Origin of the sequence: Nostocoides sp., from assembly GCF_035343835.1 — a bacterium.
In the GTDB taxonomy this organism is placed as follows: domain Bacteria; phylum Actinomycetota; class Actinomycetes; order Actinomycetales; family Dermatophilaceae; genus Nostocoides_A; species Nostocoides_A vanveenii.
In genome coordinates this window covers 1-5,602 of sequence record NZ_DAOQZV010000213.1, presented here as the reverse complement: position 1 = coordinate 5,602, position 5,602 = coordinate 1, and the positions used below count along the sequence as shown (strand labels likewise).

The following is a 5,602-nucleotide window of genomic DNA, read 5'->3' as shown; positions in this document are numbered from 1 at the left end:
GCGCGAGCCAGGCGTCGCCGACGTCGATCGCGCGTATGCCGTGGCTCGCGCCGCGCAGCCGGCGTGGGCGCGCGTGCCGCTTGCCGAGAAGGCCGCGATCCTGCGCCGCTTCCACGACCTGGTGCTGGATGAGCAGCCGAGGTTGCTCGATCTGGTCCAGACCGAGGCCGGCAAGTCGCGACTGCAGGCCTTCGAGGAAGTTGCCGACGTCGCGATCGTGGCGCGCCACTACGCCGCGACCGGCGCTCGCGCGCTTGCCCCCCGCAGCCGCCGCGGCGTCTATCCGGTGTTGACGCAGACGATCGAGTCGCGCATCCCCAAGGGCGTCGTCGGGATCGTCTCGCCGTGGAATTATCCGCTGAGCCTGGCGATCACCGATGCCCTGCCGGCGCTGTTCGCCGGCAATGCCGTGGTGCTGCGGCCCGATCTGCAGGGGTCGCTCAGCGCCCTGGCCGCCTTCGATCTCCTGCGTCGCGCCGGGTTGCCGGACGATGTGCTCCAGGTCGTCCTCGGCGACGGGCCGACCATCGGCGCCGCCGTGCTCGATCGCGGCGACTATGTCTGCTTCACCGGCTCGACCGGCGTCGGGCGCGCCGTGGCCAAGGCCGCAGGGGAGCGGCTGGTCGGCGCCTCCCTCGAACTCGGCGGCAAGAACTCCGTCTACCTCGCCGACGACGCCGACCTGGGGCGGGCCGTCCCCGGGGCGGTCCGGGCCTGCTTCGCCTCGGCCGGGCAGCTGTGCATCTCCACCGAACGGGTGCTCGTCCACGAGGCGGTCTACGACGCATTCGTCCCCCGCTTCGTCGCGACCGTGCAGGCGATGCGGCTGGGCACCGGTTTGCACTACGGGTATGACATGGGCTCGCTGATCTCGGCCGACCAGCTCGCCCGCGTCGAGGGGCACGTCGCCGATGCGCGGGCCAAGGGCGCCACCGTGCTGACCGGCGGGCGCCCCCGCCCCGACGTCGGCCCCTATGTCTACGAGCCGACCGTCCTCAGCGGCGTCACCACCGCGATGGCCTGCCGTGACGAGGAAACCTTCGGCCCCTTGGTCGCGATCTACCGGGTCGCCGACGACGACGCGGCCATCGCGCTCGCCAACGACACGGCATACGGCCTCAATGCGTCGGTGTGGACGCGCGACCTTGGGCGCGGCCGGCGGATCGCGGCCCAGATCCGCACGGGGACGGTCAATATCAACGAGGCGTATGCCGCGGCCTGGGCCAGCGTGGCCGCCCCGATGGGCGGGATGAAGGCCTCCGGGGTCGGGCGCCGTCACGGCGAGGAGGGGATCCTGCGGTTCACCGAAGCGCAGAATGTCACCACCCAGCGGGTGCTGCCGATCGCCCCGGCCTTCGGGCAACGCGACGAGACCTACGCCCGCCTCCTGACCGGCGCTCTGCGCGCGATGAAAGCCCTTCGGCTGCAATGAGAACCGAATACGACGTCGTTGTCATCGGCTCCGGTTTCGGCGGGTCGGTCGCCGCGTTGCGGGCCGCGGAAAAGGGCTATTCCGTGCTCGTCCTTGAGGCCGGTGCGCGCTTCGCCGACGCGGACTTCGCCGAGACCAGCTGGGACGCGCGGCGCTATCTGTGGGCCCCGAAGCTGAAGTGTTTCGGCATTCAGCGCATCCACAAACTCCCCGATGTGCTCGTGCTCGCCGGGGCCGGCGTCGGGGGCGGGTCGCTGAACTACGCCAACACCCTCTATGTCCCGCCGGCGCCCTTCTTCGCCGACCGGCAGTGGGCGGGGATCACCGACTGGCAGGAGGAGTTGGCGCCGCATTACTCGACCGCGTCGCGGATGCTCGGCGTTGTCGTCAACCGGTGCGAGGGGCCCGCGGAGCGGGCGATGCAGGCGGCGGCCGAGGCAATGGGTGTCGGCGAGACCTATCGCAAGACGCCGGTGGGAGTGTTCTTCGGCCCGCCGGGACAGCGGGTTCCTGATCCGTATTTCGGCGGCGCGGGACCCGAGCGGACGGGCTGCACCGAGTGCGGCAATTGCATGGTCGGCTGCCGGGTGGGCGCGAAGAACACGCTCGTCAAGAACTACCTCGCGCTCGCCGAGCGGCTCGGCGTGGTGATCGAGCCGCTGCGGACGGTCGTGGACATCGCACCGCTCACGTCTGCCGCCGACGATGTCCCGACCGCGTATGCCGTGGCGAGCGTGCGCAGCGGCGCGTGGGTGCGCAAGTCACGGCATACCGTCGTGGCGCGCGAGGTGGTCATCGCGGCCGGCACCTGGGGCTCCCAGCAGTTGTTGCACGCCCTGAAGGAGCGGGGGCGACTGCCACGGTTGTCGGCGCGCTTGGGTGAACTCACGCGCACCAATTCCGAGGCCTTGCTCGGTGCCTCGCTTGCTCGAGTGCCCGATGGTGAGGATCTCAGCCACGGCGTGGCGATCACCTCATCCTTTCATCCCGATGCCGAGACCCATGTCGAGAATGTCCGCTACGGCCCTGGGTCGAATGCTATGGGGCTGCTGAAAAGCATTCTGGTGCCGGGGGATTCGGGGCATTCGCGGGCGGGAACCCTGGTGCGCGCGCTGGCACGTGAGCCGCGGATGCTCAATGAGCTATCCAACCGGGCGTGGTCGCAGCGCACGATCATTGCGCTGGTGATGCAGACCCGGGACAACTCCCTGACCGTCTCCGGGCGCCGGCGACCGGCCGGCGGGTGGGGGCTGACCTCACGACAGGGGCATGGCGAGCCGAACCCGTCGTGGATTCCGTCCGGGCACGCCGCCGCACGCGCGATGGCGACCGCTCTCGGCGCGGAGACCGGAGAGCGGTCCTTCCCGGGTGGCTCCTGGGCGGAGAACCTCGGTTTCCCGATGACCGCACACTTCCTCGGTGGTGCCGTCATCGGGGCGACGCCGGCCGAGGGGGTGATCGATCCCTATCACCGCGTCTGGGGCTATCCCGGGCTGCACATCACCGACGGTTCGGCCATCTCGGCCAACCTCGGCGTCAACCCGTCGCTGACGATCACCGCGCAGGCCGAGCGGGCGATGTCGTTGTGGCCCAACGCGGGTGACCTGGATCCACGACCCGCGCAGGGCGCACCATACGTCCGGCTTGCGGCTGTGCCCGCGCAGCACCCTGCCTTGAGGGAGTGACGCGGACGGGCCGAGCCCGGCCGTTGGGCGTCAGCCTTCGGCGCGCCAGGAGCGCCAGAGCGCGGCGTAGGGGCCGCGCGCGGCCAGCAGTTCGTCGTGGGAGCCGAGCTCGCTGATCCGGCCGTCTTCGACGACCGCCACCCGGTCGGCATCGTGTGCCGTATGCAGGCGGTGGGCGATCGCGACGACCGTGCGGTCCGCGACCACGGATGCCAGCGACCGTTCCAGGTGCCGCGCGGCGCGTGGGTCGAGCAGCGAGGTCGCCTCGTCCAGCACCAGGGTGTGCGGGTCGGCAAGGACGAGCCGGGCGAGCGCCAACTGCTGACTCTGGGGCTCCGACAACGGGTGCCCGCCGCTCCCGACCGTGGTGGACAGCCCCTCGGGCAGCCCTTCGGCCCACTCCAGCGCATCCACCGACGCGAGGGCCGCGGTCAGATCCGCATCGCTCGCCGACGGCCGGGCCAGCAGGAGGTTGTCCCGCAGCGTCCCGACGAAGACGTGATGCTCCTGGGTCACCAGCGCGACCTCGCCGCGCAAGGTGTCCATCGACAACTCCATCAAAGGCACACCGCCAACCGTCACCGAGCCCGAAGTCGGCCCGTCGATCCCGGCGAGCAGCCGCCCAAGGGTCGACTTGCCGGCACCCGACGGGCCGACGATCGCCAGCCGTTCACCGGGCCGCAGATCGAGCGAAACCCCATGCAGCACCTCGAGATTCGCGTGATAGCCGAAGCGCACGTCGAGCGCCGACAGGTCGTCGCCGGCTGGCACGGCGCCGGTCGCGACGCGGTCGTCCGGGACTTCCTCGACGCCGATGATCCGGGCCAGCGACGTCGCCGCGACCTGGATCTCGTCCAGCCAGCTGATCAGCTCATCGAACGGATCGACCAGTTGCCGGATGTAGAGAATGATCGTTGTGGCCGCGCCGATGGTCAGCGACTCGCCGTGCACGAGCCACCCGCACCACGCGAGTGCAACAGCGGTCGGCACGACATAGGAGAACTCGGTCGGCACGTACCACCACATCCGTAGCCAGCGCGTGTACTTCTCCGCGGCATAGGTCTGCTCGACCGCATCCACCAGTCGCGCGTGGCGCTCGCGCCCAAGGTCGAGCGCGTCGATCGTCCGGGCGGCCTCGACCGACTCGGCCGCCAGGCCGTTGAGCACCGCCCACTTGGCCCGCTCCCAGAGGTAGCCGCGGCGCGCGCGCCGGAGATACCACCAGGTCGCGGGCCAGGCGAAGGGCACGGCCGCCAACAGCGCAAGTGCGCCGAGCGGTGAAACCCAGAGCATCGCGCCGATTGTCAGCACAACCGTCACCGAGGCGACGAAGATCGACGGCAAACCGAATCGCGCTGCCCACGAGAGGGATTCGACGTCGTTCGTCGTCCGAGCAACCAGGTCGCCGGTGCCCGCCCGCTCCAGCGTCGACAGCGGCAGCCGGCTGGCCCGGTCGATGAATCGCTCGCGCATGTCGGCGAAGAGACTCTCGCCGAAGACGAAGCTTGCGCGCCGTGCCCACCAGGTCAGCCCGGTCTGCACGAGCACGGTCACCAGCAGCAGACCCACCAGCCGATCCACGCGGTCGGCCGTCGTGCCGGCGACCAGCGCATCGACCAGGCGGCCGATGAGCAGAGGCAGCACGAGTGCCGCGACGGCGGCCAACGCGTGCAGCACGAGCACTGCGGACAGCTCGCGCCGGTGATGGCCCAACACCGTCTTGGTGTGTCGCCAGACCACGGCGGGCTCGGCCACCGGGAGCGTCCGTCGGTGCGGATCCAGTTGGGCCGCAGTGGGGCTCGGGTGCCGCTTCGGGCTGAAGAGGCGGCCGGGCCCGGTCTCGTGAGCGTCGCCGGCGGCGGCGCGGTGGTCGGTCAGCAGGTCGGTCATCGGTCGTCACCTCCTCGGATCACGATGTCGCGGTAGGCCGTGTTGCCGGACAGCAACTCGGCGTGCGTGCCGCTCGCCACGGCACGGCCGTCGACGAGCAGAATCACGCGGTCGGTGTGGTGTAGCACCAGGGGGGAGACGGTGGCGACGACGGTCGTCCGGCCGCGCCGGTGAAGCGCCAGCTCCTCGCCGATGCGAGCCTCGGTGTGCGCATCGACCGCGCTCGTCGGCTCGATGAGCACCAGCACCGGAGGGTCGATCGCCAACGCCCGGGCCAAACCGAGCCGTTGCCGCTGACCGCCGGAGAAGCCCCGGCCCTTCTCCTCCACGATCGTGTCGAGGCCGTCGGGGAGCGAGTGAAGGATCTCGGTCGCGTGCGCAGTGCCCAAGGCCCGGACGAGCGTGGTGTCGTCGGCGGGCCGCCCGGCCCGCAACTGCGCGCGCAGGCTCCCGCTGAACAGGCGCGCCTCCGGATCGTTGACGACCACCGTGCGTCGGACCACGTCGATCGGCAGGTGGGCCAATGCCCGGCCGCCGAGCGTGGGTCCCGCGCCGTATGCCGTGGCTTCAACGCCGCCCGCGCCCGCCCCGCCCG

Annotated in this window: 4 protein-coding genes; 2 read left to right on the top strand and 2 right to left on the bottom strand. The window is 70.9% G+C overall.

All coding sequences use genetic code 11. The features are described from left to right. Positions 1–1,432: succinic semialdehyde dehydrogenase (locus PKH97_RS13085; protein ID WP_324387943.1), on the top strand; the 1,432-nt coding region annotated here is incomplete at its 5' end. Continuing rightward, positions 1,429–3,117 (top strand): GMC family oxidoreductase, encoded by a 1,689-nt coding sequence (locus PKH97_RS13080; protein WP_324387942.1) that lies wholly within the window; start codon positions 1,429–1,431, stop codon positions 3,115–3,117. The genes PKH97_RS13085 and PKH97_RS13080, both read left to right, overlap by 4 nt. A gap of 30 nt (positions 3,118–3,147) precedes the next feature. Here the strand turns inward: PKH97_RS13080 and PKH97_RS13075 are convergent, their stop codons facing one another. Both PKH97_RS13075 and PKH97_RS13070 read right to left on the bottom strand, forming a co-directional pair. Further along, positions 3,148–5,007 carry an ABC transporter ATP-binding protein gene (locus tag PKH97_RS13075; protein WP_324387940.1) on the bottom strand — a complete coding sequence of 620 codons (1,860 nt, stop codon included), beginning with the start codon at positions 5,005–5,007 and terminating at the stop codon, positions 3,148–3,150. Then, positions 5,004–5,602 (bottom strand): ATP-binding cassette domain-containing protein (locus PKH97_RS13070; RefSeq protein WP_324387939.1); only part of this gene is annotated, 599 nt, incomplete at its 5' end. The genes PKH97_RS13075 and PKH97_RS13070, both read right to left, overlap by 4 nt.